This is a genomic window from Pseudomonas sp. R2-37-08W (assembly GCF_003851705.1).
Lineage (GTDB): Bacteria > Pseudomonadota > Gammaproteobacteria > Pseudomonadales > Pseudomonadaceae > Aquipseudomonas.
In genome coordinates this window covers 1,025,908-1,050,723 of sequence record NZ_CP027728.1, presented here as the reverse complement: position 1 = coordinate 1,050,723, position 24,816 = coordinate 1,025,908, and the positions used below count along the sequence as shown (strand labels likewise).

31 protein-coding genes are annotated in these 24,816 nt (G+C 59.7%); 13 read left to right on the top strand and 18 right to left on the bottom strand.

Features of this window, described 5'->3' with window-relative positions; all coding sequences use genetic code 11:
* The first annotated feature begins 373 nt into the window (after positions 1-373).
* Positions 374-1,912, top strand: a complete 1,539-nt coding sequence (mqo, locus tag C4J93_RS04635) for a malate dehydrogenase (quinone) (protein ID WP_124428702.1) — start codon at positions 374-376, stop codon at positions 1,910-1,912.
* Between the two features lie 102 nt (positions 1,913-2,014).
* Here mqo and C4J93_RS04630 read toward each other — a convergent pair whose 3' ends face one another.
* The 3 genes from C4J93_RS04630 to C4J93_RS04620 form a co-directional block, all read right to left on the bottom strand.
* The gene (locus C4J93_RS04630; RefSeq protein ID WP_124428701.1) at positions 2,015-2,302 is read right to left on the bottom strand and encodes a PA4642 family protein; all 288 of its coding nucleotides are present in this window, start codon (positions 2,300-2,302) and stop codon (positions 2,015-2,017) included.
* Between the two features lie 108 nt (positions 2,303-2,410).
* Entirely contained in the window at positions 2,411-2,878 is a 468-nt protein-coding gene (locus tag C4J93_RS04625) for a WbuC family cupin fold metalloprotein (protein WP_124365850.1), read from the bottom strand.
* 3 nt (positions 2,879-2,881) lie between these two features.
* The gene (locus C4J93_RS04620) at positions 2,882-3,439 is read right to left on the bottom strand and encodes a hypoxanthine-guanine phosphoribosyltransferase (protein WP_065885799.1); all 558 of its coding nucleotides are present in this window, start codon (positions 3,437-3,439) and stop codon (positions 2,882-2,884) included.
* Positions 3,440-3,602: 163 nt separating this feature from the next.
* On the opposite strand from C4J93_RS04620, the gene upp reads away from it, so the two are divergent.
* Positions 3,603-4,241, top strand: coding sequence for a uracil phosphoribosyltransferase (gene upp / locus C4J93_RS04615; RefSeq protein ID WP_124409063.1), 639 nt, complete (start codon positions 3,603-3,605; stop codon positions 4,239-4,241).
* Between the two features lie 2 nt (positions 4,242-4,243).
* Entirely contained in the window at positions 4,244-5,518 is a 1,275-nt protein-coding gene (locus tag C4J93_RS04610; protein ID WP_124361324.1) for a uracil-xanthine permease family protein, read from the top strand.
* 115 nt (positions 5,519-5,633) lie between these two features.
* On the opposite strand, the gene hisC is transcribed toward C4J93_RS04610, so the two are convergent.
* From hisC to C4J93_RS04555, 10 genes are all read right to left on the bottom strand, one after another.
* A complete protein-coding gene (gene hisC, locus C4J93_RS04605) occupies positions 5,634-6,686 on the bottom strand; it encodes a histidinol-phosphate transaminase (RefSeq protein WP_124428700.1) in 1,053 nt (350 codons plus the stop codon).
* Between the two features lie 3 nt (positions 6,687-6,689).
* The gene (gene hisD, locus C4J93_RS04600) at positions 6,690-8,006 is read right to left on the bottom strand and encodes a histidinol dehydrogenase (RefSeq protein WP_124361322.1); all 1,317 of its coding nucleotides are present in this window, start codon (positions 8,004-8,006) and stop codon (positions 6,690-6,692) included.
* A 126-nt stretch (positions 8,007-8,132) separates the two neighbouring features.
* The gene (gene hisG, locus C4J93_RS04595) at positions 8,133-8,768 is read right to left on the bottom strand and encodes an ATP phosphoribosyltransferase (protein ID WP_003171824.1); all 636 of its coding nucleotides are present in this window, start codon (positions 8,766-8,768) and stop codon (positions 8,133-8,135) included.
* A 213-nt stretch (positions 8,769-8,981) separates the two neighbouring features.
* Positions 8,982-10,247 (bottom strand): UDP-N-acetylglucosamine 1-carboxyvinyltransferase, encoded by a 1,266-nt coding sequence (gene murA, locus C4J93_RS04585; protein ID WP_124361321.1) that lies wholly within the window; start codon positions 10,245-10,247, stop codon positions 8,982-8,984.
* A gap of 23 nt (positions 10,248-10,270) precedes the next feature.
* A complete protein-coding gene (locus C4J93_RS04580) occupies positions 10,271-10,510 on the bottom strand; it encodes a BolA family protein (RefSeq protein ID WP_124361320.1) in 240 nt (79 codons plus the stop codon).
* Between the two features lie 116 nt (positions 10,511-10,626).
* On the bottom strand, positions 10,627-10,932 hold the full coding sequence (locus C4J93_RS04575; protein WP_124361319.1) for a lipid asymmetry maintenance protein MlaB: 306 nt from the start codon (positions 10,930-10,932) through the stop codon (positions 10,627-10,629).
* Positions 10,929-11,576: a phospholipid-binding protein MlaC gene (locus C4J93_RS04570; RefSeq protein WP_124403097.1), complete on the bottom strand. Its 648-nt coding sequence runs from the start codon at positions 11,574-11,576 to the stop codon at positions 10,929-10,931. The genes C4J93_RS04575 and C4J93_RS04570 overlap by 4 nt, the downstream gene beginning before the upstream one ends.
* 11 nt (positions 11,577-11,587) lie before the next feature.
* On the bottom strand, positions 11,588-12,055 hold the full coding sequence (gene mlaD, locus C4J93_RS04565) for an outer membrane lipid asymmetry maintenance protein MlaD (RefSeq protein ID WP_003171814.1): 468 nt from the start codon (positions 12,053-12,055) through the stop codon (positions 11,588-11,590).
* Positions 12,055-12,852 carry a lipid asymmetry maintenance ABC transporter permease subunit MlaE gene (gene mlaE, locus C4J93_RS04560; RefSeq protein WP_057021555.1) on the bottom strand — a complete coding sequence of 266 codons (798 nt, stop codon included), beginning with the start codon at positions 12,850-12,852 and terminating at the stop codon, positions 12,055-12,057. The genes mlaD and mlaE overlap by 1 nt, the downstream gene beginning before the upstream one ends.
* Positions 12,852-13,661: an ATP-binding cassette domain-containing protein gene (locus C4J93_RS04555; RefSeq protein WP_057724577.1), complete on the bottom strand. Its 810-nt coding sequence runs from the start codon at positions 13,659-13,661 to the stop codon at positions 12,852-12,854. The genes mlaE and C4J93_RS04555 overlap by 1 nt, the downstream gene beginning before the upstream one ends.
* A 306-nt stretch (positions 13,662-13,967) precedes the next feature.
* Between C4J93_RS04555 and C4J93_RS04550 the strand changes: the two genes are divergently transcribed.
* The 10 genes from C4J93_RS04550 (at position 13,968) to C4J93_RS04505 (ending at position 20,977) form a co-directional block, all read left to right on the top strand.
* On the top strand, positions 13,968-14,942 hold the full coding sequence (locus tag C4J93_RS04550) for a KpsF/GutQ family sugar-phosphate isomerase (RefSeq protein ID WP_124413864.1): 975 nt from the start codon (positions 13,968-13,970) through the stop codon (positions 14,940-14,942).
* Positions 14,943-15,467, top strand: a complete 525-nt coding sequence (locus C4J93_RS04545; protein WP_124361316.1) for an HAD family hydrolase — start codon at positions 14,943-14,945, stop codon at positions 15,465-15,467. It begins immediately after the preceding gene.
* Between the two features lie 8 nt (positions 15,468-15,475).
* Positions 15,476-16,048, top strand: a complete 573-nt coding sequence (lptC, locus tag C4J93_RS04540; protein ID WP_124361315.1) for an LPS export ABC transporter periplasmic protein LptC — start codon at positions 15,476-15,478, stop codon at positions 16,046-16,048.
* Positions 16,035-16,568 carry a lipopolysaccharide transport periplasmic protein LptA gene (gene lptA, locus C4J93_RS04535; protein WP_043050759.1) on the top strand — a complete coding sequence of 178 codons (534 nt, stop codon included), beginning with the start codon at positions 16,035-16,037 and terminating at the stop codon, positions 16,566-16,568. Before lptC ends, lptA begins: the two co-directional genes overlap by 14 nt.
* Entirely contained in the window at positions 16,568-17,293 is a 726-nt protein-coding gene (gene lptB, locus C4J93_RS04530; protein WP_003171806.1) for an LPS export ABC transporter ATP-binding protein, read from the top strand. Before lptA ends, lptB begins: the two co-directional genes overlap by 1 nt.
* A gap of 184 nt (positions 17,294-17,477) precedes the next feature.
* Positions 17,478-18,971, top strand: coding sequence for an RNA polymerase factor sigma-54 (locus C4J93_RS04525; protein ID WP_124369668.1), 1,494 nt, complete (start codon positions 17,478-17,480; stop codon positions 18,969-18,971).
* Positions 18,972-19,047: 76 nt separating this feature from the next.
* Entirely contained in the window at positions 19,048-19,353 is a 306-nt protein-coding gene (hpf, locus tag C4J93_RS04520; RefSeq protein ID WP_057724572.1) for a ribosome hibernation-promoting factor, HPF/YfiA family, read from the top strand.
* A 10-nt stretch (positions 19,354-19,363) separates the two neighbouring features.
* Complete coding sequence (gene ptsN / locus C4J93_RS04515; protein ID WP_124361314.1) at positions 19,364-19,828, top strand: PTS IIA-like nitrogen regulatory protein PtsN; 465 nt, start codon at positions 19,364-19,366, stop codon at positions 19,826-19,828.
* 2 nt (positions 19,829-19,830) lie between these two features.
* Positions 19,831-20,688, top strand: a complete 858-nt coding sequence (gene rapZ, locus C4J93_RS04510; RefSeq protein ID WP_124361313.1) for an RNase adapter RapZ — start codon at positions 19,831-19,833, stop codon at positions 20,686-20,688.
* A 16-nt stretch (positions 20,689-20,704) separates the two neighbouring features.
* Positions 20,705-20,977 carry an HPr family phosphocarrier protein gene (locus tag C4J93_RS04505; protein ID WP_124428698.1) on the top strand — a complete coding sequence of 91 codons (273 nt, stop codon included), beginning with the start codon at positions 20,705-20,707 and terminating at the stop codon, positions 20,975-20,977.
* A 25-nt stretch (positions 20,978-21,002) separates the two neighbouring features.
* Here the strand turns inward: C4J93_RS04505 and C4J93_RS04500 are convergent, their stop codons facing one another.
* From C4J93_RS04500 to C4J93_RS04480, 5 genes are read right to left on the bottom strand one after another with little or no spacing between them, the layout of a single operon-like run.
* Positions 21,003-21,896 carry a ZIP family metal transporter gene (locus C4J93_RS04500; RefSeq protein ID WP_124365840.1) on the bottom strand — a complete coding sequence of 298 codons (894 nt, stop codon included), beginning with the start codon at positions 21,894-21,896 and terminating at the stop codon, positions 21,003-21,005.
* Positions 21,897-21,928: 32 nt separating this feature from the next.
* On the bottom strand, positions 21,929-22,540 hold the full coding sequence (locus C4J93_RS04495; protein WP_124428697.1) for a superoxide dismutase: 612 nt from the start codon (positions 22,538-22,540) through the stop codon (positions 21,929-21,931).
* A gap of 1 nt (position 22,541) precedes the next feature.
* Positions 22,542-22,970, bottom strand: coding sequence for a hypothetical protein (locus C4J93_RS04490; protein WP_124428696.1), 429 nt, complete (start codon positions 22,968-22,970; stop codon positions 22,542-22,544).
* Between the two features lie 27 nt (positions 22,971-22,997).
* Positions 22,998-24,374 carry a lyase family protein gene (locus C4J93_RS04485; RefSeq protein WP_124428695.1) on the bottom strand — a complete coding sequence of 459 codons (1,377 nt, stop codon included), beginning with the start codon at positions 24,372-24,374 and terminating at the stop codon, positions 22,998-23,000.
* A complete protein-coding gene (locus C4J93_RS04480; protein ID WP_124403089.1) occupies positions 24,367-24,762 on the bottom strand; it encodes a FagA protein in 396 nt (131 codons plus the stop codon). Before C4J93_RS04480 ends, C4J93_RS04485 begins: the two co-directional genes overlap by 8 nt.
* Positions 24,763-24,816 lie beyond the last annotated feature (54 nt).

Genomic DNA, 24,816 nt, shown 5'->3' with positions numbered 1-24,816 from the left:
AAAACGGGTTTTCACAACTTCACAAGAGTGTGGCGAGCAAATGAATAGTTTGGCGTTTGTACAAGCACCATCAGCGTCTGGAACAGCCCAACACAGGATCGAGTACTCCTCAACAACCGGAGCTTGAGCCTGTCCGCTACGGATTGGTTGCACGAATCGCACGCTTTGACCATAAGTCGAATTGCCACAGGCGCCCATGAGTGCGTTCATAGGCAGATTAGCCGGGCAGGAAGCGTGCGCTGAAGTTGCAAAGAATTGCGAAACGGACATGGCGATCCTGGCCATGGGTAACCTGGGGCAACACGTGAACCGCCCCGTCACTCCTGGCAGCCATGCCGTCAATTTGGTGCTGCAGATTTTGGAGACGCGTTAAATGGCGCATAACGAAGCAGTCGACGTAGTTCTGGTAGGGGCCGGCATCATGAGTGCCACTCTGGCCGTACTGCTCAAGGAGCTCGACCCCGGCCTCAAGCTGGAAGTCGTTGAGCTGATGGATTCGGGTGCCGCGGAGAGTTCCAACCCGTGGAACAACGCCGGTACCGGCCACGCCGGGCTGTGTGAGCTGAACTACACGCCGCAGGCCGCCGATGGCTCCATCGACATCAAGAAAGCCGTGCACATCAACACCCAGTTCGAGGTGTCGAAACAGTTCTGGGCGTACCTGACCAAAAAAGGCACCTTTGGCTCGTCCAAATCCTTTATCAGCCCGGTCCCGCACCTGAGTTTCGTGCAGGGCGAAAACGGCGTTGCCTTCCTCAAGAAGCGTTTTGAAACCCTCAGCCAGCACCATGCGTTTTCGGACATGCACTACACCGAAGACCGCAGCGAGATGGCCGAGTGGATGCCGCTGATGATGCCGGGCCGCCCGCTGGACGAAAAAATCGCCGCGACCCGCGTGATGAACGGGACTGACGTCAACTTCGGCGCCCTGACCAACCAACTGCTCAGCCACCTGACCAGTTCGGCGGACGCCCAGGTCAAGTACTGCAAGCGCGTCACCGGCCTCAAGCGCAATGGTGCCGGCTGGACCGTCAGCATCAAGGACGTCAACAGCGGCAACAGCCGCGACGTGGATGCCAAGTTCGTCTTCCTCGGCGCCGGCGGTGCGGCGTTGCCGCTGCTGCAGGCGTCGGGAATCGAAGAAAGCAAAGGCTTCGGCGGTTTCCCGGTCAGCGGCCAGTGGCTGCGTTGCGACAACCCGGAAGTGGTCAGGCAGCATCAGGCCAAGGTCTATAGCCAGGCCGCCGTGGGCTCGCCACCGATGTCCGTACCGCACCTGGATACCCGCGTGGTGGATGGCAAGAAGTCCCTGCTGTTCGGGCCATACGCCGGGTTCACCACCAAATTCCTCAAGCACGGCTCGTTCCTGGACCTGCCGATGTCGATTCGTGCCGGCAACATCGGCCCGATGCTCGCCGTGGCGCGCGACAACATGGACCTGACCAAGTACCTGGTCAGCGAAGTGCGCCAGTCCATGGAGCAGCGCCTGGAATCCCTGCGCCGCTTCTACCCCGAGGCGAAAGCCGAAGACTGGCGCCTGGAAGTGGCCGGCCAGCGGGTACAGATCATCAAGAAAGACCCGAAGAAAGGCGGCGTGCTGCAATTCGGCACCGAGCTGGTGGCGGCCAAGGATGGTTCGCTGGCGGCGCTGCTGGGCGCCTCGCCGGGCGCTTCGGTGACAGTGTCGATCATGCTTGACCTGATCGAGCGCTGCTTCCCGGAGAAAGCCAAGGGCGAATGGGCGACCAAGCTGCACGAGATCTTCCCGGCGCGCGAGAAAGTGCTGGAGACGGATGCCGAGCTGTATCGCAAGATCAATACGCAAAACAACATCAGCCTGGAGCTGGTGGATCCTGTAGGAGCGAGCTCGCTCGCGGAAAACGATAACGATAACGCAGCGCATCTGGTTTGACGCGGCGCTCTCAGGTTCTTCGCGAGCAAGCTCGCTCCTGCCGTTAAAAGCGAAACGCCCCGGACTCTTATGAGGTCGGGGCGTTTTTTATGGCTCGGATAATCAGCTGCGGGCTTTGTCGATCAGCTCGATGTACTCGGCGGCGTTGCGCTGGTCCTTGATCAGCTCGACAAAGGTCTGGCCATGCTCATCCTTGCCATCCAGGTCCAGACCAGCTTCCTTGAAGAAGCCCAGGAAGCGCTCGAAGTCGTCGATACGCAGGCCGCGATAGGCCTTGATCAGTTTGTGCAGGGACGGAGACGTCGCATCGACCGGCTCGAAGTCCAGGAACAATTTGATCTGGTCGTCGCCGATCTCGTCACCGATCACCTGTTTTTTATCTTTACGCATTACCGACTCCAGCCTGCAGACATTGATACGGGGGTTGAAGTCTACCTGTGGTGCACAGGCTTCGAAAGCGCTGAAGAGCCGGTGTTCTGGCTACAGCAGCACTGCAGCTCAGTCGAACTGGGCGAGCATCCAGCGTTGGTAGTCAGCCACACCGGCATCGCCCTCGCGGGGCGCCCAATCGGCCAACTCACCCTCGCCCACCGGTCGATAGGGCCCGGCCTTGCACTCGAACATCACCGTATCGGGCTCCAGCACGACCAGGCCATGGAACACGCCCGGCGGCAGGTCGACGCCCGCGCACTCGCCCCCTGCCTGCATCACGCGTTTGGTGATGACCTCACCGGTGTCGCTGAATATCAGCAGGCCCAGTCGCCCCTGGAGCACCAGCAAGGTTTCCGCCTTGTCCGCGCTCAGGTGCCGATGCGGCGGTACATAGGTACTCGGCTGCAGGGCCACGGCGAGGCGATGACACGGCTCTTCCATCTGGTGGAAATTGTGATGGTGCCGGCCACGGGGGCTGGCGCCCGCTTTCTCGGCCAACTCTGCAAATAACGTCTGATCAAGAAAGCGGGCCATCGATTACATTCCTTTAACCGCGTAGATGCCATTGGCGTTGCGCCAGTAGCCCTTGTAGTCCATGCCATAACCGAAGATATAGCGGTCGATGCACGGCAGCCCGACAAAATCGGCTTTGAGCTCAGGGCGCGCCTTGCGGTCGTGGTCTTTGTCGATCAGCACGGCGGTGTGCACTTTGCGCGCGCCGGCATGCTTGCAGAAGTCGATGATCGCGCCCAGGGTGTGCCCTTCGTCGAGGATGTCATCGATGATCAGCACGTCACGGTCGATAAACGAAACTTCCGGCTTGGCCTTCCAGAACAGATCGCCGCCACTGGTTTCGTTGCGATAGCGGGTAGCGTGCAGATAAGAGGCTTCCAGCGGGAATTGCAGGTGCGTGAGCAATTTGCCGGCGAAGATCAGGCCACCGTTCATCACGCAGAACACTACCGGGTTGGTGTCGGCCATTTCGCGGGTGATGTGCGCGCCGACCTTGGCGATCGCTGCTTCGACTTGCGCTTCGGTGTACAGGCAGTCAGCCTCGTGCATGATTTGACGGATATGCTCGAGATCAGCGGACATGGCGCTCTCCAAGGGGTGCTGTGGCAAGAAAAGCGGGCGAAGTTACGCTTCTACTGCGCTCCAATCAAGCCTTTATGGACTAACGTACTTGATGTCTATAGGACAACACCCTCGGATAGATTAATCTAGGCCGGTTTTTTTGCCCGCCGCCGGAGCCTTTCCCATGCCCACTCGCGAGATCCGCCACCCGCTGATCCGACACAAACTCGGCCTTATGCGCCGTGCCGACATCAGCACGAAGAATTTCCGTGAGCTTGCTCAGGAAGTTGGAGCGCTGCTCACTTACGAAGCCACCAAGGACTTACCCTTGGAAACCTACGAGATCCCCGGTTGGGCCGGTCCCGTACAGGTCGAGAAAATTGCCGGTAAGAAAATTACCGTGGTACCGATCCTTCGCGCCGGTATCGGCATGCTCGAAGGCGTGCTCAGCCTGATCCCGGGCGCCAAGGTCAGCGCCGTCGGCGTGGCCCGCAACGAAGAAACGTTGCAGGCCCACACGTACCTGGAAAAACTCGTTCCGGAAATCAACGAACGCCTGGCCATGATCATCGACCCGATGCTCGCCACCGGCAGTTCCATGGTCGCCACCATCGACCTGTTGAAAAGAGCCGGCTGCAAGGACATCCGCGCCATGGTGCTGGTCGCCGCGCCCGAAGGCATTGCCGCCGTCGAGAAAGCGCACCCTGACGTACAGATCTACACCGCCTCCATCGACGAGCGCCTGAATGAACACGGCTACATCATCCCAGGCCTGGGCGATGCCGGTGACAAGATCTTCGGCACCAAGCAGAAGGACGCGTGAGCATGCAGGATGAATTCAACGACCCGCTTTGGCGCCAGATCCTGTCTGGCGCACAAATGCTCTTCGTAGCATTTGGCGCGCTGGTGTTGATGCCGCTGATCACAGGCCTTGATCCAAACGTCGCACTGTTCACCGCAGGCTTAGGCACGTTGCTGTTCCAGGTGGTGACCGGGCGGCAGGTGCCGGTGTTCCTGGCCTCGAGCTTTGCATTCATCACCCCGATCATTCTCGCCAAGGGCCAATTCGGCCTGGCAGCGACCATGGGCGGGGTGATGGCGGCGGGTTTCGTCTATACCTTCCTGGGCCTTGCCGTGAAGGTCAAAGGCACCGGTTTCATCGACCGACTGCTGCCGCCGGTAGTGATCGGCCCGGTGATTATTTCCATCGGCCTGGCCATGGCGCCGATTGCCGCCAATATGGCGATGGGCAAGTCCGGCGACGGCGCCGAGCTGATCCACTACCAGACGGCCATGCTGATCTCGATGCCTGCGCTGCTGACCACCTTGATCGTGGCGGTGTTCGGCAAGGGCATCTTCCGCCTGGTGCCGATCATCTCCGGCGTACTGGTGGGGTTTGCCATGTCGTTCTACTTCGGCGTAGTCGACACGGCGAAGATCGCCGCCGCACCGTGGTTCGCCCTGCCCCACTTCACCGCGCCGGAGTTCAACTGGCAGGCGATCCTGTTTATCGTGCCGGTGGCCCTGGCCCCTGCGATCGAACATATCGGTGGCGTGATAGCGGTCGGCAGCGTGACCGGTCGCGACTACCTGAAGAAGCCCGGCCTGCACCGCACGTTGCTGGGTGACGGGATTGCCACGACGGCCGCCGGCCTGTTTGGCGGCCCGCCCAATACCACCTACGCCGAAGTGACGGGCGCGGTGATGCTGACCAAGAACTACAACCCGAAAATCATGACCTGGGCCGCGGTGTTTGCCATCAGCCTGGCGTTCATCGGCAAGTTCGGCGCGCTGCTGCAGAGCATTCCGGTGCCAGTGATGGGCGGAATTCTGTGCCTGCTGTTCGGCTCGATTGCGGCGGTGGGGATGAATACGCTGATTCGCCACAGGATCGACCTGGGTGAAGCGCGCAACCTGGTGATTGTATCGGTGACGCTGGTGTTCGGGATTGGCGGTGTACTGGTGGGTACCGGCACCGGCCCGGACGATTTCGGCCTCAAGGGCATCGCCTTGTGCGCGGTGGTAGCGATTGGCTTGAACCTGCTGCTGCCGGGCAATGATGGTTGGAAGCACAAGAAGCCTGACGAACCGCTGCTCTAACTAAATGTGGGAGGGGGCTTGCCCCCGATAGCGGAGTGTCAGTCACTGATGTATTGACTGAGACACTGCCATCGGGAGCAAGCCCCCTCCCACATTTTTTGATCTTCAGTGTGGCTTAGAGCTCGCCGAGCCCATCGATCAGCGCCTGGTTCTGCTCCGGCGTCCCGATGCTGATCCGCAGGAACTGGGCAATCCGCTCCTGCTTGAAGTGCCGCACGATCACCCCTTGCTCACGCAATTTGGCCGCCAGGCCCGCCGCATCATGCCGTGGGTGGCGCGCAAAGATGAAGTTGGCTGCCGAAGGCAACACTTCAAACCCCTTGGCCTGCAACTGGCCGGTGAGTTTTTCACGGCTGTCTATCACCCACCCGCAGGTCTTCTCAAAGTATTCACGGTCCTCAAACGCCACGGCAGCGCCGACAATCGCCAGGCGATCCAGCGGGTAGGAGTTGAAGCTGTTCTTGACCCGCTCCAACGCTTCGATCAGCTCCGGATGTCCCACCGCCAGGCCAACCCGCAGGCCCGCCAGCGAGCGCGACTTGGACAATGTCTGGGTCACCAGCAGGTTCGGGTAATGATCCACCAGGGTGATCGCAGTTTCGCCACCGAAGTCGATATAAGCCTCGTCCACAACCACGACTGATTCCGGGTTGGCCTTGAGAATTTGCTCCACAGCGTCCAGCGCCAGCAGGCAACCGGTTGGCGCGTTCGGGTTGGGGAAGATGATCCCACCATTGGGCTTGGCGTAATCCGCCACGTTGATCTGGAACTGTTCGTCCAGCGGCACAGGATCAGACTTGATGCCATAAAGACCGCAGTAAACCGGATAGAAGCTGTAGCTGATATCCGGGAACAAAAGCGGCAACTCGTGCTGGAACAGGCCGTGAAAGATATGCGCCAGGACTTCGTCGGAGCCATTACCAAGGAACACCTTGTTCGCCTCGACGCCGTAATACTTCGCCACCGCTTGCTTGAGTCGGTCACTGTTGGGGTCCGAGTACAAACGCAGGTCGTCGTTCAACTCGGCCCGCATGGCCTCTAACGCCTTGGGCGAAGGGCCATAGGGGTTTTCGTTAGTATTGAGCTTGATCAGCTTGGTCAGCTTTGGCTGCTCGCCGGGCACGTAAGGCACCAGGTCCTTGACGAAAGGGCTCCAGAATTTGCTCATGCCTTACTCTCCCTTGAGGATGCGATATTCAGCGCTGCGCGCGTGGGCGCTCAGCGATTCGCCACGGGCCAGCACCGAGGCGGTCTTGCCCAATTCGGACGCGCCCTGGGGCGAACAGAAGATGATCGATGAACGCTTCTGGAAGTCATACACCCCCAGCGGCGACGAAAAACGCGCGGTGCCGGAGGTCGGCAATACGTGGTTCGGACCTGCACAGTAGTCGCCCAGGGCTTCGCTGGTGTGGCGCCCCATGAAGATCGCGCCGGCATGACGGATCGACGGCAACCAAGCCTGTGGGTCCGCTACGGACAGCTCAAGGTGCTCCGGCGCGATACGGTTGGCCACTTCGATGGCTTGCTCCATGTCGCTGACCAGAATCAGTGCGCCACGGCCATTGATCGATTTCTCGATGATCTCGGCGCGCTCCATGGTCGGCAACAACTTGTTGATGCTGGCGGCGACCTGATCGAGGAACGCGGCGTCGGGGCTGACCAGGATTGCCTGGGCGTCTTCGTCGTGCTCGGCCTGGGAGAACAGGTCCATGGCGATCCAGTCCGGGTCGGTCTGGCCGTCACACACCACCAGGATTTCCGAGGGGCCGGCGATCATGTCGATACCGACCTGGCCAAACACATGGCGCTTGGCGGTGGCGACGTAGATATTGCCAGGCCCCACCACTTTGTCGACCTTCGGTACGCTTTCGGTGCCATAGGCCAACGCGGCAACCGCTTGGGCGCCACCGATGGTGAACACGCGGTCGACGCCGGCAATGCAGGCGGCAGCCAGCACCAGCTCGTTGATTTCACCACGCGGGGTCGGCACCACCATGACCACTTCGGTCACGCCTGCCACTTTGGCCGGAATCGCGTTCATCAACACCGACGACGGGTACGAGGCCTTGCCGCCCGGCACGTACAGGCCGGCGCGGTCCAGCGGCGTGACCTTCTGGCCCAGTACGGTGCCGTCGGCCTCGGTGTAGCTCCAGGAATCCTGTTTCTGTTTTTCGTGATAGCTGCGCACCCGCGCCGCCGCCACTTCCAGGGCTTCACGCTGGGGCGCGGTGATGCGCGTCAGGGCCAGTTCCAGGCGTTCACGGGGCAGAATCAGGTCCGCCATGGACTTGACGTCCAGGCCGTCGAACTGACGGGTGAAATCCACCAGTGCCGCATCGCCGCGCTCGCGCACGGCTTTGATGATCTCGAGCACCCGCTGGTTGACCGAGTCATCGGACACGCTTTCCCAGCTCAGCAGATGATCCAGATGATCGGCGAAATCCGGGTCGGCAGCGTTGAGTCGGGCAATTGCAGTGGACGTGGTCATAGCGAGGGCCTCAATAGATTGGCAAAAACTCAGGCGCCCTAAACTACCGTTCGCTCCGCTTGGGCACCTGAGAATTCTGGCTATGAGGCGGATAGACGGGCGCAGCCTTTGGGCTACGCGGGTGAGTCAACCGCGGTGTCGAGACTCCACTGCCGTGCGCAGGGTGTCGATCAACGCTTGGATACGGGCGTGCTGCATTTTCATCGACGCTTTGTTGACGATCAGGCGCGAGCTGATGTCGGCAATGAAATCCTGTGGCTCCAACCCGTTGGCGCGCAGGGTGTTGCCCGTGTCGACCACGTCGATGATCTTGTCGGCCAGGCCGATCAGCGGCGCCAGCTCCATCGAGCCGTAAAGCTTGATGATATCGACCTGACGGCCTTGTTCGGCGTAGTAGCGTTTGGCGACGTTGACGAACTTAGTCGCCACCCGCAGGCGGCCCTTGGGCTCGACATCGCCGACACGGCCGGCGGTCATCAGTTTGCACAGCGCGATCCGCAGGTCCAGGGGCTCGTAGAGACCCTGGCCGCCGTATTCCATCAGCACGTCCTTACCGGCCACACCGAGGTCGGCGGCGCCATGTTCAACGTAGGTCGGCACGTCGGTAGCCCGCACGATCAGCAGGCGAACATCGTCCTGGGTCGTGGGGATGATCAGCTTGCGGCTCTTGTCCGGATTCTCGGTCGGCACGATGCCCGCTTCAGCCAGAAGCGGCAACGTGTCGTCAAGGATGCGGCCCTTGGACAGTGCGATGGTCAACATGGGAAATGTCAGTCCTTCATCAGGCTATTGCTGTCCGGTCGCAAACGGCGCCAGACACAGATCGAGGCCCTTACAGCCTCGATTTGAAACAAACCAGTGTGTGTAGGAGCGAGCTTGCTCGCGAAGAACTCATGGGCACCGCGTTGATTCTGGATAAACGCGTTATCGTTGACGTTTTTCGCGAGCAAGCTCGCTCCTACAGAACGTCGGGGGTTAGCCCGGCACGCGGCGGATTTTAGCGCCGAGCATCTGCAGCTTTTCTTCGATGCACTCGTAGCCACGGTCTATGTGGTAGATGCGGTCAATCAGCGTATCGCCTTCGGCGCAGAGTGCCGAGATCACCAGGCTGGCCGAAGCACGCAGGTCGGTCGCCATCACTGGCGCGCCTTTGAGCTTGTCGATGCCGGTAACGATGGCGGTGTTGCCCTCGACCTGGATCTTGGCGCCCATGCGGTGCAGTTCGTACACATGCATGAAACGGTTTTCGAAGATGGTCTCGATCACGGCGCCGGTGCCTTCAGCGATCGCGTTCAGGGAAATGAACTGCGCCTGCATGTCGGTCGGGAATGCCGGGTACGGAGCGGTACGCACGTTGACGGCTTTTGGCCGCTTGCCGTGCATGTTCAGCTCGATCCAGTCTTCACCGGTGGTGATTTCTGCGCCGGCTTCCTTGAGTTTTTCCAGGACGGCTTCGAGGATGGTCGGATCGGTGTCCTTGACCTTCACGCGGCCACCGGTAACGGCAGCGGCGACGAGGTAGGTGCCGGTCTCGATACGGTCCGGCATGACTTTGTAGGTAGCGGTGTGCAGACGCTCTACACCATCAATAGTGATGGTGTCGGTGCCAGCGCCGGAAACCTTCGCGCCCATGGCGTTGAGGAAGTTGGCCAGGTCGACCACTTCGGGCTCGCGCGCGGCGTTTTGCAGGACACTGCGGCCATTGGCCAGGGCAGCGGCCATCATAATGTTCTCGGTACCGGTCACGCTGACGGTATCGAAGAAGAAGTTCGCGCCACGCAAGCCGCCTTCCGGCGCCTTGGCCTTGATATAGCCGCCTTCCACGTCGATGACCGCGCCCATGGCTTCAAGGCCACGGATGTGCAGGTCGACCGGACGCGAACCAATGGCGCAACCGCCAGGCAGGGCCACTTCGGCTTCACCGAAACGCGCGACCATCGGGCCAAGCACCAGGATCGACGCACGCATGGTTTTCACCAGCTCGTACGGGGCAATCAGGGTCTTGATGGTGCGTGGGTCGATTTCGACAGACAACTTCTCGTCGATCACCGGCTCGATGCCCATGCGACCGAACAGCTCGATCATCGTGGTGATGTCGTGCAGGTGCGGCAGGTTGGCCACCGTGACAGGGCCGTCGCACAGCAGGGTCGCTGCCAGGATCGGCAAGGCGGAGTTTTTCGCACCGGAAATGCGGATCTCGCCATCGAGGCGGGCACCGCCGGTAATAATCAATTTATCCATAAGAATCTCGACGCCTTGGGGGCTCAGGTGCGCTCGGCCCAGGCCGCGCGGCTGAAAAATTTCATAGTGACCGCATGGATGCTGCCATCGGTGATCCATGGGTTCAAATGGGCATAGATCTGCTGCTGACGCTTGACCGGGCTCAATGCCGCCAGTTCATCGCTGATCACGTTCAGCTGGAAATTGCAGCCTTCGCCTTCAACTTCTACAGCCGTGTCCGGCAGCTTTCCTTCAAGGAAGCTCTTAACTTCTAGGGCCTGCATGCTCAACCTCTATCGGCGCCCAGTGCGCACGGGTCGCACATCATACAAAAAAAGCCCCGCGCCTGCGAACCCCGCATAGCAGGACTCTGACGGAGGGCTTCTCTGATAAATGTGTATTACGGGTGTGCCAACAGCTCGGTCAAGCCGGAAACCTCGGCGATCTCGCGCATGTCTTCAGGCAACGCACGGAGACTGACCGGCTTTTTTACCGCAGCGGCATCGCGCATGAAGCACAACAGCAACGACAAACCGACGCTGCTGGACTTGGTTACCGCCGAGCAATCCAGCACCAGCGCGGGCGCAGTGCTGGCCTTGATCAGTGCCTGGCCCTGCTTGCGCAGGTCAGGCCCGGTGCGGTAATCGAGCACGCCGCTGAGGAACAGCTCGCCGGCATCGCCGATACGAACAGCCGACTCGGTCATGGCGCTGGTTTCCCGGCTTCCTTATCGGAAGTTTCCTTGGCCTTGGCCACTTCGCCGGCCCAACCATTGATGGTCTTGTCCAGGTCGTTGCCATTGCGCTGCATCGCGTCGGCGAACTGGTCACGGAACAGCTTGCCGATATTGATGCCGTTGATGATCACGTTGCGCAGCTTCCACTCGCCGCTGACCTTCTCCAGCGTGTACTGCACAGGGTACACGGCGCCATTGGTACCTTTGACGGTCATGTTGACGCTGGTGCGATCACCCGACTCATCACCGGCCGGAGCAACGGTAATCCCCTGGTTGTTGTACTCAAGCAAGGCGTTACCGTAGAACTGGAACAGGCCGCGCTTGAAGTTCTCCTGGAAACGCTGCATCTGCGCGGGTGTGGCCTTGCGCGAATACTTGACGGTCATGATGCTTTTGGAGATGCCTTCGGCATCCACCACCGGACCGACAATGGTATTGAGCGCGTTGTAGAACTGGCTCGGGTCTTGTTTGTACTTTTCCTTGTTGGCCGACAGGTCAGCCAACATTTTGTTGGTGGTGTCCTGCACCAGTTCGTGGGCAGAACCGGCTGCGTTGGCCATCAACGGCAGCGCTGCAAGCAGAACCAGAAGGCCACGTCGCAAGGTAGAGAGCATGAACAGATTCCTCATTTGGCGTCTTTATTGACCGTGTTGAGCAGGAATTTACCGATCAGGTCTTCAAGCACCAACGACGACTGTGTGTCGTGGATGGTCGAGCCATCCTTGAGCAGAGCTGTTTCCCCGCCCACGCTGACACCGATGTACTTCTCGCCCAGCAGGCCCGCAGTGAGGATAGATGCCGTGGAGTCAGTCGGCAGATTATCTACCTTCTTGTCCAACTGCATCGTCACTCGGCCGGTGAAGCTGTCGCGGTCCAGATCGATTGCCGTGACCTTGCCGATGGTCACACCGGCCATGGTCACTTTAGCTCTGACCGTCAAACCGGCGATATTGTCGAAGTACGCATAAAGTTTATATGTGTCGGCGGTGGGGCTGGCCGACAGGCCACTGACCCGCAGGGCCAGCAACAGTAAAGCCAGGATGCCAGCCAGCAAGAAAAGGCCGACACCGATCTCCACAGTGCGGTTTTGCATCAGAAATCTCCAAACATCAAGGCGGTCAAAATGAAGTCAAGGCCCAGTACCGCCAGCGAGGCGTATACAACGGTCTTGGTGGTGGCGCGACTGATCCCTTCTGAAGTGGGCTCACAGTCATAGCCTTGGAATACGGCGATCCAGGTCACTACAAAGGCGAAGACGATGCTCTTTATGATGCCGTTGAGCACGTCACCCGTGAAGGTCACGCTGTTTTGCATGTTGGCCCAGTAGGAACCGTCGTAGACGCCCAACCAGTCCACCGCCACCCACGAACCGCCCCAGATCCCGACCACGCTGAAGATCATTGCCAGCAGCGGAAGGGAAATGAAGCCGGCCCACAGGCGCGGGGCAACAATGTACTTGAGCGGGTCCACGCCGATCATTTCCAGGCTGGACAGCTGTTCGGTGGACTTCATGTTACCGATTTCGGCGGTCAACGCAGAACCTGCACGCCCGGCGAACAGCAACGCGGTGACCACCGGCCCCAGTTCACGCAACAGCGTCAGGGCAACCATCTGCCCTACCGCCTGCTCTGAACCGTAGCTGGACAGAATGTTGAAGCCTTGCAGCGCCAGCACCATGCCGATGAACATCCCGGAGACCACGATGATCACCAGGGACATCACGCCGACCGCATGCAGTTGCTTGAGCAGCAAGCCAAAGCCGCCGCCGATGCCGCCGCGGCCGAGCAAGGCGTGAAACAGGAAAATAGTCGAACGCCCGAGGACTTCGACGATGTCGATGCCCGAGCGACCGAAAAGGCGAACCTTTTCGATAAGAGATGTCTTGCGCATCAGCGCTTCCCCAGAAGATCTGCGCGGTAGTCCGCTGCCGGAAAGTGAAAAGGCACCGGGCCATCAGGATCGCCGGTCATGAATTGGCGAATGCGCGGGTTATCGGCGTTCATCAGCTCTTCTGGCGTCCCCTGCCCCAGCACCTGGCCATCACCCACTACATAGAGGTAGTCAGCGATGCTCGCGGTTTCGGCCAGGTCGTGAGACACCACGATGCTGGTGATGCCCAAGGCATCGTTGAGCAGACGGATCAGGCGCACCAGTACGCCCATGGCGATAGGGTCCTGGCCCACGAAAGGCTCGTCATACATGAGGATCTGCGGGTCGAGGGCGATGGCTCGCGCCAGGGCGACACGACGCTTCATGCCACCGGACAATTCGTCAGGCATCAGGTCGATGGCCCCGCGAAGCCCTACGGCCTGCAGCTTGAGCAACACAATGTCACGAATCATCTCGTCGGACAGCTGGGTATGCACCCGCAGCGGGAACGCTACGTTTTCGAAAACATCGAGGTCGGTAAACAGCGCACCGCTCTGGAACAGTACCCCCATGTGCTTGCGCGCATCGAACAGATCGCTGCGCGACAGCGTCGGCAGGTTCTGGCCGTTGACCCACACTTCGCCGGCACTGGGGCGCAATTGCATGCCCATCAGGCGCAACAAGGTGGTCTTGCCGCAACCGGAAGGCCCCATGATGCCCGTGACTTTTCCGCGAGGAATGCGAATATCGACGTTATTGAAGATGCTGCGCGTACCGCGCTTGAAGGAAAGGCCCTTCAGCTCGACCGCGTAGGCGTTATCGGCACTCATCTAATCTCCTTGGGATGCAGCCTTTCACTCAGACACCATGTATGCGACTTTGGTTTGCAACGGATGTGCAATAGTTACGCCATGGGTTGGGCGGACCGAACTGGCCGCGAACTATATCACTGCTGGTGCGGAGCCCCAAGGCCGGAACAGCGCTTGTTCAGATTCAGCACAGCAAAAAACGTTGCCAGCGATGTTATTCAGACGAATCCTGGAGACGCTCAGAATAAAGCCTGACGAACTTATGTGAGCGAATCGATCATTACCGCTATAATCGCCGACTTTTCGTCAGGCTATACGACTTCAGACATGAGCCAATCCAGCGACCTCATCCAATCCGCACAACGCACCATCCGCCTCGAGCTGGAAGCCGTAGAAGGTTTGCTGGCGCATATCGACGCAGATTTCGTACGCGCCTGCGAGATGATTCTGGCCAGCAAAGGCCGCGTTGTCGTGGTTGGCATGGGCAAGTCCGGCCACGTCGGCAACAAGATCGCCGCTACGCTGGCCAGCACCGGAACCACAGCGTTCTTCGTGCACCCGGCCGAAGCCAGCCATGGTGATATGGGCATGATTACCAAGGATGACGTGATTCTGGCATTGTCCAACTCCGGTACCACCAACGAGATCGTCACCCTGCTGCCGCTGATCAAGCGCCTGGGCATCAAGATGATCAGCGTCACCGGCAACCCGGAATCGACACTGGCCAAGGCCGCCGAAGTGAACTTGAACGTTCATGTCGCCCATGAAGCCTGTCCGCTGAACCTGGCGCCCACCTCGTCGACGACTGCGGCACTGGTCATGGGCGACGCGCTGGCGGTGGCGCTGCTTGAGGCTCGTGGGTTCACCGCTGAAGATTTCGCATTTTCGCACCCCGGTGGCGCCCTGGGCCGTCGCTTGCTGTTGAAAGTGGAAAACGTCATGCATGCGGGCGATGAACTGCCCCACGTGCAACGCGGCACCTTGCTCAAGGACGCGTTGATGGAAATGACCCGCAAGGGCCTGGGCATGACCGTGATCCTGGAAGCCGATGGCCGACTGGCCGGCGTGTTCACCGACGGCGATTTGCGGCGCACCCTGGACCGGACCATCGACATCCATACCGCAACCATCGATGCTGTGATGACGCCCCACGGCAAGACCGCGCGCCCCGAGATGCTGGCAGCCGAAGCCCTGAAGATCATGGAAGACCACAAGATCGGCGCGCTGGTGGTGGTCGATGACCACGACCACCCTATCGGCGCCCTGAACATGCACGACTTGTTGCGTGCAGGAGTGATGTAAATGACCAGCGACCTGTTGCAACGCGGTAAAAACATCAAGTTGGCGATATTCGACGTCGATGGTGTGCTGACCGATGGCCGCCTGTACTTTCTCGAAGACGGCAGCGAATTCAAGACGTTCAACACCCTCGACGGCCAGGGCATCAAGATGTTGATGGCGGCAGGCGTGCAAACAGCGATTATCAGCGGTCGAAAGACCCCCGTTGTGGAACGTCGCGCACAAAACCTCGGGATTCCTCACCTGTATCAAGGCCGCGAGGATAAACTGGTGGTGCTGGACGAGCTTCTTGGCCAACTCAACCTAAGCTATGAACAAGTCGCCTATCTGGGTGACGATCTGCCTGACCTGCCGGTGATCCGTCGGGTAGGCCTGGGCATGGCCGTCGCCAATGCCGCAGCGTTTGTGCGTGAACACGCCCATGGCATTACCGCCGCCCGCGGTGGCGAAGGTGCCGCCCGCGAGTTCTGCGAGTTGATCCTGCGTGCCCAGGGCAGTCTTGAAGCGGCCCACGCCGCCTACTTATAGAGCGTTATATGCTGAGCAAAAAGATTCGCAACTTCCTGCTATTCGGAGCCATCGCCGCGCTGTTGCTCGCGGTGGGCTACTGGAATATCAGCCCGGAGCGCTTTCTCGACAAGCCTGTCGTGCAGGTTGATGAAAGTGTCATCGACAACTTCGCCACCAACACCCATACCGTGCAGTTCCTGCCCGATGGCAAGGTGCAGTACGAGTTGGTCTCCGACAAGGTCGAGCGCTTGAAAGCCTCGGAAGTCAGCCTGCTGACCAACCCGGACTTGAACATGTACCGTGGCACCGAACTGCCGTGGCACGTCACCAGCCTGCGTGGCGAGGTCAATCCGGACGGCACCGAAATCGAACTGATCGACTCGGTGCGCGTCGCACGTACAGACGCGCAGAACCGCGACACCATTATTACCAGCAGTCGCATGACGGTATTCCCACAACAGCAATATGCGCAGACCGAGCAAGACGTTAGAATCGACGGCGCTGGCGGTGTATCGACCGGCAAGGGAATGAAAGCGTATTTGAAAGAAAGCAGGATACACCTGCTATCGAACGTAAGAGGACAGTATGAGGCTCGTTAAAACCCTCCCTATTTTGCTCGGTCTGGGCGCAGCACTGGGAAGCGTGAGCGCCTGGGCTCTGCCGAACGATAGCCAGCAACCGATCCACATCTCGGCCGACGATGCGCAGCTGGATGACAAGCAAGGCGTCGCGACCTACACCGGTGGCGTGATCATCACCCAAGGCTCGATGAAGATCACCGGTAATACGGTGACCCTGACTCGCACCCAGGCTGGCGATATCGACGTCGTGACCTCGGTGGGCAACCTGGCTTACTTCGAGCAGAAGCAAAAGGCAGAAGACCCAGGGCCGATGAAAGGCTACGGCAAGACTATCCAATACCATGCCCAGCAAAATCGCATCGTATTGATCGACCAGGCCAAGGTGCTGAGTGCCGACGGTAACTCCACCGAAGGCGAGAAGATCGTCTACAACACCCAGACCCAGGTCGCCCAGGCGGGTCGCGCCAATGGCAACAAGGTCACCGCGCCTCGCCCACGGATCGACATGGTCATCCAGCCGAAGAAGAAGGCCGAGTAATGGCAACCCTGAAAGCCCAGCATCTGGCCAAGGCCTATAAAAGCCGTCAGGTGGTACGCGATGTGAGCCTGTCGATCGACAGCGGCCAGATCGTCGGCCTGCTCGGCCCCAACGGCGCCGGCAAGACCACTTGCTTCTATATGATCGTCGGGCTGGTCCAGGCGGACCAGGGGCGTGTATTGATCGATGACCTGGACGTCAGCCACCAGCCGATGCACGGCCGTGCGCGTGCAGGTATCGGCTATCTTCCGCAGGAGGCGTCGATCTTCCGCAAACTGTCGGTAGCCGACAACATCATGGCAATCCTCGAGACCCGCAAGGAACTCGACCGCGACGGCCGCCGCAAGGAACTGGAAAGCCTGTTGCAGGAGTTCCACATCAACCACATTCGCGACAACCTCGGCATGAGCTTGTCCGGCGGTGAGCGTCGCCGCGTGGAGATCGCCCGCGCCCTGGCGACCGCTCCTAAATTCATCTTGCTGGACGAACCGTTCGCTGGCGTTGATCCGATTTCGGTGGGCGATATCAAGCAGATCATCCATCACCTCAAGGCCAAGGGCATCGGTGTGCTGATCACCGACCACAACGTCCGTGAAACCCTCGATATCTGCGAAACCGCTTATATCGTCAACGATGGGCAGCTGATTGCCGAAGGTGATTCCGCGACTATCCTGGCCAACGAGCTGGTGAAAGAAGTTTATCTGGGTCACGAGTTCCGCCTGTAAACACGGTGATATCGGGCCATTTGCGAGCGCGCGAGCGAGTCAATAAAAAACTCAGCTTTTTTATTGTTACCGCGCTCTAGGCAAAGGCCCCGATATCAGGCATATAATTTGCTTATGTTTGGCGCTCACGCGCCCTGTCGTGGATGGCGCATTGCGCCGGCGAATAAGGTGTTAAGCCCCTGCCATGAAACCATCGCTAGTCCTGAGAATGGGCCAGCAGCTGACGATGACACCGCAGCTGCAACAGGCCATCCGCCTGCTCCAATTGTCGACCCTGGACCTGCAACAGGAAATCCAGGAGGCCCTGGAGTCCAATCCGATGCTCGAACGCCAGGAAGAAGGCGACGACTTCGACAACACCGACCCCTTGGCCGACAATATCGAGCAAAAGCCCAATCCTGATGTACAGGAACCGTCCTATCAGGAAACCGCACCTACGGTGGACAACCTCGAGGACGGCGAATGGAACGAACGCATTCCCAACGAGCTTCCGGTGGACACCGCATGGGAAGACGTCTACCAGACCAGCGCCAGCAGCCTGCCCAGCAATGACGATGACGAATGGGACTTCACCACCCGTACGTCGGTCGGCGAGAGCCTGCAGAGCCACCTGCTGTGGCAGCTGAACCTGGCGCCGATGTCCGACACCGATCGCTTGATCGCCGTCACCCTGATCGACTGCATCAATAACCAGGGTTATCTGGACGAAACGCTCGAAGAAATTCTTGAGGCCTTCAACCCGGAGCTGGATATCGAACTGGACGAGATCGAAGCCGTCCTGCACCGTATCCAGCAATTCGAACCCGCCGGCATTGGCGCCCGTACGCTCAGCGAGTGCCTGCTGCTGCAATTGCGCCAGCTACCGGCCAAAACCCCGTGGCTCGCTGAAGCCAAGCGCCTGGTCAGCGACTACATCGACCTGCTCGGCAGCCGCGACTACAGCCAGCTGATGCGCCGCATGAAGCTCAAGGAAGACGAGCTGCGCCAGGTTATCGAGCTGGTTCAGAGCCTCAATCCTCGCCCGGGCTCGCAGATCGAGTCCAGCGAAGCCGAATATGTCGTGCCTGATGTAATCGTGCGCAAGGACAACGAACGCTGGTTGGTGGAACTGAACCAGGAGTCGGTGCCACGTCTGCGGGTCAACCCGCAATACGCCGGCTTCGTGCGCCGCGCCGATACCAGCGCCGACAACACCTTCATGCGCAACCAGCTGCAGGAAGCACGCTGGTTCATCAAGAGCCTGCAAAGCCGCAACGAAACCCTGATGAAAGTGGCCACCCAGATCGTCGAGCACCAGCGCGGCTTCCTGGAATATGGCGACGAGGCAATGAAGCCCTTGGTACTGCACGACATCGCTGAAGCGGTCGGCATGCACGAATCGACGATTTCACGGGTGACCACGCAAAAATTCATGCATACCCCACGGGGTATTTATGAGCTGAAATACTTTTTCTCCAGCCATGTAAGCACCTCCGAAGGCGGCGAATGCTCGTCCACGGCGATCCGCGCGATCATCAAAAAACTGGTTGCCGCGGAAAATCAGAAAAAGCCGTTGAGTGACAGCAAGATCGCTGGTTTACTGGAGGCACAAGGCATTCAGGTCGCCCGTCGAACCGTCGCCAAGTACCGCGAGTCTCTCGGGATCGCGCCTTCCAGCGAGCGAAAGCGTTTGATGTGACGGGCGGGGCACAGCGTTCCAGTGGCAGGCGCTTTTCGCCTGCCGCTTTATGCACTGGCAACGAAGGAGAAGCTGTATGCAAGTCAACATCAGTGGACACCATGTAGAAGTCACCCCACCCATGCGCGAATACGTCGAACAGAAGCTGAAAAAGCTTGAAGGACATTTCGACAAGATCACCAACGTGCAGGTCATCATGAAGGTCGATAAGCTTCAGCAGAAAATTGAAGCGACCCTGCAGATACCCGGTGGCGAAGTGGTTGCTAACGCCGAGCATGAAGACATGTATGCATCGATCGACTTGCTCACCGACAAGCTTGACCGCCAACTCAAAAAGCATAAGGAAAAGAATCTGCACCTGATGCAAGGTACAGGTCGTTAACTCTCCCCCCATGATCCGACTTGAAACCATCCTGACCCCCGGCCGTTCCCTCGTGAACGTGCCGGGCGGCAGCAAGAAAAAAGCCCTCGAACAAATTGCCAACCTGATCAGCAGCCAAGTGCCTGACCTGGAGATGCAAGATGTCTTCGAGGCTCTGATCGCCCGTGAAAAACTTGGCTCGACCGGTTTTGGCAACGGCATCGCCATCCCCCACTGCCGCCTCAAAGGCTGCACAACACCGGTCAGCGCCCTGCTGCACCTGGATCACCCCATCGATTTCGATGCCATCGACGGCGCTCCGGTCGACCTGCTGTTCGTTCTGCTGGTCCCACAAGCTGCCACCGATGCGCACCTGGAACTGCTCCGGCAGATCGCCAGCATGCTCGACCGCAAAGAAGTACGCGAAAAACTGCGCAGTGCCAAAAGTAATGAGGCGTTGTATCAGGTCGTCCTGGATGAGCAAAGCGGGCAATAATCATGCGTTTGATCATCGTCAGCGGCCGCTCCGGCTCGGGTAAGAGCACTGCCCTCAATGTGCTTGAAGACAGCGGCTTCTATTGCATCGACAACCTGCCCGCCGGGCTGCTGCCGGAATTGGCCGAGCGCGCCCTGATCCACACCGAACTAGCGCAACCGCTGGTGGCCGTGTCGATCGACGCCCGCAACCTGCCCAGCCATCTGTCGCGTTTCCCCGAGCTGCTTGAGGAAGTGCGCGCCAAGCATATTCATTGCGACGTACTGTACCTGGATGCCGACGAAGAAACCCTGCTCAAGCGTTTCTCCGAAACCCGTCGACGCCACCCGCTCAGCAGCGCCAACCGCTCGCTGGCGGAAGCCATCCAGGACGAGACCAAGCTGCTGGGGCCGATCATCGATCTGGCCGACCTCAAGATCAACACCACCAACCTGAACCTGTACCAGCTGCGCGATGCGATCAAACTGCGATTGCTGAACCAGCCGGAGCCTGGCACGGCGTTTCTGGTCGAATCGTTTGGTTTCAAGCGTGGCATGCCGGTGGACGCCGACCTGGTGTTCGACGTGCGCTGCCTGCCCAATCCTTATTGGAAGCCGGAGTTGCGCGATCAGTCCGGGCTCGATCAGCCCGTGATCGACTATCTGGCGGCACAAGCGGATGTGGAAGAGATGTTCCAGGACATCTCCACCTACCTGCTCAAATGGCTGCCGCGCTTTGCCGCGAGCAATCGCGCCTATGTCACCATTGCCATTGGCTGCACCGGTGGCCACCACCGCTCCGTCTACCTGACGGAGCGGCTCGGCCAGGTGCTGCAACAAACCCTCAAGAATGTCCAGGTTCGCCACCGCGACCTTAGCTGAAAGGAACACCACTGCGATGCCGGCTCGGGAAATTGAAATCATCAACAAGCTGGGTTTGCACGCCCGGGCCTCAGCCAAGTTTGTCGGCGTTGCCGGGCAGTTCCCCTGCCAGATACGCGCCGGGCGCACGCCGGAAACGATGGTCGACGGTAAAAGCATCATGGCGATGATGATGCTTGCCGCAGGCAAAGGTACCAAAATCCACCTGAAAACCGAGGGTGAGCAGGAGCACGAAGCGATGGAAGCATTGGTGGCGTTGATCAATAACTACTTTGATGAAGGCGAATAAGCTCTTCCCTCCATCAGAGTAAGCCTTACCCTAACGCCGTATCCATCACCATCATCAAGCAGAACCCGATGCACAACCCCAGGCTGGCGAGCTTATCGTGACCGTTTCGGCGTGACTCGGGGATAACCTCATGGGTCACCACCAACAGCATCGCGCCAGCAGCCAGCGCCAGCCCCAGGGGCAACAGCACTTCGGCAAGGCTCACCAGCCACGCGCACAGCACTGCGAAGACCGGCTCGACCAAACCGGACGCAGCACCGATCAGGAACGCCTTGATCCGCGACATTCCCGCCCCAGCCAATACCAACGCGATCACCAGGCCTTCCGGTACGTCCTGCAGGGCAATGCCCATGGCGAGGCTGTCTGCATCCGCCATGCCGCCACCCGCAGAGACCCCCACGGCCATGCCTTCCGGAATGTTGTGGGCAATGATGGCAAACACAAACAGCCAGATACGCGGCGGGATAACCGGCTTATCCGGGGTGCCCACCAGCATTTCCGGGCTGGCGCCGGAAACCTTGCGGTCTACAAGATACAGCCCGAATGCACCCAGCATGATGCCGAAGCTGATCAAGCCAGCCGCGCCCCAGGGCGACAATCCCAGGCTCTCAGCGGCGGCAATGCCCGGCACGACCAGCGAAAAGGCAGTCGCCGCCAGCATTACCCCCGCCCCAAACCCCAGCAAGGTATCGCTCAGCGCCGCTGGCATTCTGCGGATCACCAGCACCGGCACCGCGCCCAGGGCGGTGCCGAGTGCGCAGATCGCCCCGCCCTGCAAGGCGCGCAAGATGCGCGGCTCCAGGTCGAGCCAGGCCAGCCCATGGGCCACCAGTAAGGCCGTACCGACTAATACAAGCAGGGAGCCTAACGCGTAGCGAAATAATCGCACGCTGCTAATCGCCAGTGTTTCAGTACCCATAGTCGGCCTTAGATCTTGTTATAGGGTGAATATCAGGCCAAAGCGGCCTGGTAGCGCGCGGCAACCTCCGGCCAATTGATGACGCTATAGAATGCATTGATGTACTCCGGTCGTCGGTTTTGATACAGCAGGTAATAAGCGTGCTCCCAAACGTCCAAACCGAGGATCGGCGTGTTGCCGCTCATCAGCGGGCTGTCCTGGTTGCCGCTGCTTTCCACCACCAAGGTCTTTTGCGGGGTGACGCTCAACCAGGCCCAGCCGCTGCCGAAACGGGTCAACGCCGCTTTGGTAAAGGCCTCCTTGAAACTGTCGAAGCCACCCAGTTGCTCGTCGATCGCCTTGCCCAGTTCCCCCTCAGGTTTTCCGCTACCTGTGGGCGACATGACCGCCCAGAACAGCGAATGGTTGGCATGCCCGCCTCCTTGATTGACCACGGCAGCGCGTAATTGCTCCGGTAATTTTTCAACGCTGGAAACCAGCTTCTCCACCGGCCAGCCTGCGAACTCGGTGCCCTCGACCGCAGCATTAAGGTTATTGATGTAGGTCTGGTGATGCTTGGTGTAGTGAATTTCCATGGTTTGCGCATCGATATGGGGTTCAAGGGCGTCGTAGGCGTAAGGCAAAGCCGGCAGGGTGTAGGTCATATCAATGTGCTCCATAGTGAGAGGGGGTCGGTTGCGACGCGGCACCGCCCAGCAAGCGATGGGTGCGCGGGTACTCGCCGTGATCGCTGATGAAATTCAACAGTTCAACATAGGTTTTACTGCTCTGGCGCAACGCTGCCTCGCGCAACTGCGGACTGAGCCGCGCGTCCTGCATGGTCTGCAGCAGGCGCTGGTGAATGGCGCAGAGGTATTCCGCGCTTTCCTCAGGCTGGTTCAGGCGCAGGTGCAGGTCTGCCAGGTTGTGATGGGAAATGACGCAAGCCGCCACGGCTTCGTCGGCATCCGCCCAGCGTTCGAACAACACCTGGGCGAGGGCCAGGGCTTGCAAGTAGGCCTCGCGGGCGTCTACCAGCTCGCCCGCCATAAAGCAGCGATTGGCCCGTTCGATCGTGCGTTTCCAGTGCTCCATGGTGAGCCTCCAAAGCAGGGTCGGTGATTACACGCCGCCGGCCGTGAGCTTTTCCGGGTCCAGCAGGACTTCCAGTTGGCTGCGCGGCAAGTCGGTGTGTTCGAGGGCGACATCGATCACCGGACGACCCTGCTGATAAGCCTGCTTGGCGATTTCAGCGGCCTTTTGGTAACCAATGATCGGATTGAGGGCAGTGACCAGGATCGGGTTGCGCGACAACGCCTCCTTGAGCTTGGCTTCGTTGACCTTGAAGCTGGCAATGGCCTTGTCCGCCAGCAAACGACTGGCGTTGGCCAGCAACTCCAGGCTACTGAGCAGGTTCTGGGCGATGATCGGCAGCATCACGTTCAGCTCGAAGTTGCCCGATTGGCCGGCGACGGTGATCACCGTGTCGTTGCCGATGACCTGGGCAGCCACCATGGCCGTGGCTTCCGGGATTACCGGATTGACCTTGCCCGGCATGATCGACGACCCCGGCTGCAGACCTTCCAGCTCGATTTCGCCGAGGCCGGCCAACGGGCCGGAGTTCATCCAGCGCAGGTCATTGGCGATCTTCATCAGCGATACAGCGGTGGCTTTCAACTGGCCGGAGACGGCGACGGCGGTGTCCTGGGAGCCAATCAACGCAAACAGGTTCTTGCCCGGCGTGAACGTCACCTGGGTCAGCTGGCTCAGGTGCTGGCTGAAACGTGCGGCAAACTCAGGGTGTGCGTTGATGCCGGTGCCGACCGCCGTGCCACCCTGGGCCAGCGCCTGCAGCGCCGGCAGCAGGTCTTGCAGGTGGCCGACATTGGCCTTGAGCTGCTGCGCCCAGCCATTGAGCACTTGGCTCATGCGCACCGGCATGGCATCCATCAAGTGAGTACGACCGGTCTTGATAAACGGGTGGACCGCTTCGGCCTTTTGCTCGATCACCTGCACCAGGTGCAGCAAGGCCGGCAGTGTTTGCTCGTGCAGCACCAGCGCGGCGCTGACATGAATGGTGGTCGGGATGATGTCGTTGCTGCTTTGTCCGCAGTTGACGTGGTCATTGGGGTTTACCACCTCGCCCAGCAACCGGCTGGCCAGGGTCGCAATCACTTCGTTGGCATTCATGTTGGAGCTGGTGCCGGAGCCGGTCTGGAAGATATCCACCGGAAAGTGCTGCATGTAGTCGCCTTCCAGCAAGCCTTGGGCAGCATCGACAATCGCCTTGCCCTGCCCTTCGCTGATTTGCTTGAGGTCGACGTTGGCCCTGGCGGCAGCGGCCTTGGCCAGGATAAGCGCGCGAATGAACTGCGCAGGCATGCGCTGATGGCTGATCGGAAAGTTGTTCACCGCGCGCTGGGTTTGCGCACCGTACAAGGCCTCGGCGGGGACTTGCAGTTCGCCCATGCTGTCGCGTTCGATACGGGTGTTACTCATCATCAGATCCTTGCACCAAGTCGGCGTGAGAGAGGGATGGCAGCAATTGGCAGGTCGCCAATTGCCAGGCGAAGGCCTGCCAGCGCTTGAGGCGGCAGGCACAGTGGGAGAGTTTTTCCAGGTCACGCAGCGGGCGCCAAGCCTGGTCCAGACACGAGGAGCGCCAATGCCAGGGCAGCGCGATATCGTTGGCGGTGTCGATGAGCAATCGAAATGACGTTTCGGCGATCGTCCACGGGTGGGTCGCGGTGCAACACGCCAGGTATCGTCCCTCATTGAGGTAATGTTCGATCAGGCGAGGTTCATTGGGGTCGAGGCCGCAGCGAATCTGACGACTCATCCACCGCCAACTTTCCAGGTACGGGTCCTCATGCAAGACAGAACTCATGATCCACACTCATCCAGTAATGATATTCATTATTAAATGATATTAAGAATCAAA

Bases quoted from the DNA above. Each gene is read 5' to 3' on its own strand.
- mqo (WP_124428702.1), top strand. From the start codon at position 374: ATGGCGCATAACGAAGCAGTCGACGTAGTTCTGGTAGGGGCCGGCATC.
- C4J93_RS04630 (WP_124428701.1), bottom strand. From the start codon at position 2,302: ATGCGTAAAGATAAAAAACAGGTGATCGGTGACGAGATCGGCGACGAC.
- C4J93_RS04625 (WP_124365850.1), bottom strand. From the start codon at position 2,878: ATGGCCCGCTTTCTTGATCAGACGTTATTTGCAGAGTTGGCCGAGAAA.
- C4J93_RS04620 (WP_065885799.1), bottom strand. From the start codon at position 3,439: ATGTCCGCTGATCTCGAGCATATCCGTCAAATCATGCACGAGGCTGAC.
- upp (WP_124409063.1), top strand. From the start codon at position 3,603: ATGCCCACTCGCGAGATCCGCCACCCGCTGATCCGACACAAACTCGGC.
- C4J93_RS04610 (WP_124361324.1), top strand. From the start codon at position 4,244: ATGCAGGATGAATTCAACGACCCGCTTTGGCGCCAGATCCTGTCTGGC.
- hisC (WP_124428700.1), bottom strand. From the start codon at position 6,686: ATGAGCAAATTCTGGAGCCCTTTCGTCAAGGACCTGGTGCCTTACGTG.
- hisD (WP_124361322.1), bottom strand. From the start codon at position 8,006: ATGACCACGTCCACTGCAATTGCCCGACTCAACGCTGCCGACCCGGAT.
- hisG (WP_003171824.1), bottom strand. From the start codon at position 8,768: ATGTTGACCATCGCACTGTCCAAGGGCCGCATCCTTGACGACACGTTG.
- murA (WP_124361321.1), bottom strand. From the start codon at position 10,247: ATGGATAAATTGATTATTACCGGCGGTGCCCGCCTCGATGGCGAGATC.
- C4J93_RS04580 (WP_124361320.1), bottom strand. From the start codon at position 10,510: ATGCAGGCCCTAGAAGTTAAGAGCTTCCTTGAAGGAAAGCTGCCGGAC.
- C4J93_RS04575 (WP_124361319.1), bottom strand. From the start codon at position 10,932: ATGACCGAGTCGGCTGTTCGTATCGGCGATGCCGGCGAGCTGTTCCTC.
- C4J93_RS04570 (WP_124403097.1), bottom strand. From the start codon at position 11,576: ATGCTCTCTACCTTGCGACGTGGCCTTCTGGTTCTGCTTGCAGCGCTG.
- mlaD (WP_003171814.1), bottom strand. From the start codon at position 12,055: ATGCAAAACCGCACTGTGGAGATCGGTGTCGGCCTTTTCTTGCTGGCT.
- mlaE (WP_057021555.1), bottom strand. From the start codon at position 12,852: ATGCGCAAGACATCTCTTATCGAAAAGGTTCGCCTTTTCGGTCGCTCG.
- C4J93_RS04555 (WP_057724577.1), bottom strand. From the start codon at position 13,661: ATGAGTGCCGATAACGCCTACGCGGTCGAGCTGAAGGGCCTTTCCTTC.
- C4J93_RS04550 (WP_124413864.1), top strand. From the start codon at position 13,968: ATGAGCCAATCCAGCGACCTCATCCAATCCGCACAACGCACCATCCGC.
- C4J93_RS04545 (WP_124361316.1), top strand. From the start codon at position 14,943: ATGACCAGCGACCTGTTGCAACGCGGTAAAAACATCAAGTTGGCGATA.
- lptC (WP_124361315.1), top strand. From the start codon at position 15,476: ATGCTGAGCAAAAAGATTCGCAACTTCCTGCTATTCGGAGCCATCGCC.
- lptA (WP_043050759.1), top strand. From the start codon at position 16,035: ATGAGGCTCGTTAAAACCCTCCCTATTTTGCTCGGTCTGGGCGCAGCA.
- lptB (WP_003171806.1), top strand. From the start codon at position 16,568: ATGGCAACCCTGAAAGCCCAGCATCTGGCCAAGGCCTATAAAAGCCGT.
- C4J93_RS04525 (WP_124369668.1), top strand. From the start codon at position 17,478: ATGAAACCATCGCTAGTCCTGAGAATGGGCCAGCAGCTGACGATGACA.
- hpf (WP_057724572.1), top strand. From the start codon at position 19,048: ATGCAAGTCAACATCAGTGGACACCATGTAGAAGTCACCCCACCCATG.
- ptsN (WP_124361314.1), top strand. From the start codon at position 19,364: ATGATCCGACTTGAAACCATCCTGACCCCCGGCCGTTCCCTCGTGAAC.
- rapZ (WP_124361313.1), top strand. From the start codon at position 19,831: ATGCGTTTGATCATCGTCAGCGGCCGCTCCGGCTCGGGTAAGAGCACT.
- C4J93_RS04505 (WP_124428698.1), top strand. From the start codon at position 20,705: ATGCCGGCTCGGGAAATTGAAATCATCAACAAGCTGGGTTTGCACGCC.
- C4J93_RS04500 (WP_124365840.1), bottom strand. From the start codon at position 21,896: ATGGGTACTGAAACACTGGCGATTAGCAGCGTGCGATTATTTCGCTAC.
- C4J93_RS04495 (WP_124428697.1), bottom strand. From the start codon at position 22,540: ATGACCTACACCCTGCCGGCTTTGCCTTACGCCTACGACGCCCTTGAA.
- C4J93_RS04490 (WP_124428696.1), bottom strand. From the start codon at position 22,970: ATGGAGCACTGGAAACGCACGATCGAACGGGCCAATCGCTGCTTTATG.
- C4J93_RS04485 (WP_124428695.1), bottom strand. From the start codon at position 24,374: ATGAGTAACACCCGTATCGAACGCGACAGCATGGGCGAACTGCAAGTC.
- C4J93_RS04480 (WP_124403089.1), bottom strand. From the start codon at position 24,762: ATGAGTTCTGTCTTGCATGAGGACCCGTACCTGGAAAGTTGGCGGTGG.